1 protein-coding gene is annotated in these 1,510 nt (G+C 56.4%); it reads right to left on the reverse strand.

Features of this window, described 5'->3' with window-relative positions; genetic code table 11:
- A partial coding sequence (locus ADA42_RS16380) for an Ig-like domain-containing protein (RefSeq protein WP_048766280.1) occupies positions 1-1,510 on the reverse strand: 1,510 nt, incomplete at both ends.

Below are 1,510 nucleotides of genomic sequence, written 5' to 3' on the forward strand. Positions count from 1 at the left end.
TGTGCGGACCTTCGGTCAAGCCAGGTGCCGGGATGGTGTAGTTCCAGCGACCATCTGCTCCTACCGTGACACTGCCCACCACATCATTGCCGTCATATACCTTGATCACATCACCCGGTGTCGCGCCTGTACCACTGAGTGTCGGTGTGGTGTCATCCGTGCTGGCACCGTTGCCAAGCGGACCTTGTACCAGACCCACATCGTCACTCACCAGACCAATGCTCGGAATGCTCGGTGCCGTGGTGTCAATCGTCAGATTGAAACTCGCGCTGCCTTGTGTTCCTGCCGCATTGCTCGCAGTGGCCGTATAGCTATGTGACCCTTCGCTTTGTGTTGGTAAGGTGTAGCTCCAGTTACCGCTACTATCCACCACCGCTGAGCCAACCGCCGCGCCACCATCGACGCTGATCGTCACGATCGCTCCCGCTGTACCTGTTCCCACCAGTGTTGGTGTGGTGTCATCGGTTGCAGCATTGTTGGCCAGGTCACCGACCTTGCTGCCAACATTGTCGACCGCCTTGTTGATGCTTACCACCACATTCGTGGTGTCTACCGTAAAGTTCAGTGCATCACTGGCCGCGCTGGTGTTGCCTGCCGCATCCGTCGCAGTCGTGGTAATGCTGTGTGGTCCGTCCACCAAGCCTGTCGATGGCGTGAAGCTCCAGGTGCCATCGCTTGCAACGGTGGTGCTGCCCAGTACCGTATCACCATCTTTAATGGTAATGACATTACCTGCTGTGCCTGTACCAGCAATAGTTGGGGTACTGTCATTAGTTGAACCACCTGATGTAATAGGTCCAATAACAGGTGCTTGATCATCTGTTCCTGTTGGAGCTGTAGTCGGTGTAGCTGGCGCTGTGGTATCCAGTACGATTGGATAAGCACCTGAATCCGGGCTCGACTGGCCTGCACCATCGGTCTGTTTCGCAATCAGGTTCTTGGTGCCGTCTGCACCTAGATCCGTCGTGGTCACACTCCAGGTCCCGTCTGAAGCCACTGTGGTTGAACCCACTGCCGTGCCGTCAACATATACCGTCACCACCGCACCCACTTGCCCGGTACCACTGATGGTCGGCGTGCGGTCATCTGTGGTCTGGTTCTTCTGCAGATCTCCTGTCACATCACCCTGATTATCTGTCACGCTCTGAATGGATGGCGCCGATGGGGCTGCACCCACCACCTTGAATTGCCATGCCGCGCTTTGCGGTCCTTCGTTACCTGCTGCATCCACACCACTGGCGGTGAAACTGTGCGGTCCTGCACCAATCGGTGTACTTGGCGTGAAGCTCCATTTGCCATCTGTACCCACGGTCGCACTGCCTAGGTATGCGCCATTGTCGTAGACTTTCACGATCGCTACCGAGGCATCTGCCGTTCCTGAATATGCCGGACGGGTGTCATCGGTCAGACTATCTGGACTGTTGCTGATGGTGCCCTGAATCGCGCCCACATCATCGTACAGATCCAGCACCGTGACTGCATTTGCCAATGGCGGGATGGTATCTACGGT

This window comes from Acinetobacter sp. 243_ASPC, assembly GCF_001054715.1.
GTDB lineage: Bacteria > Pseudomonadota > Gammaproteobacteria > Pseudomonadales > Moraxellaceae > Acinetobacter > Acinetobacter soli.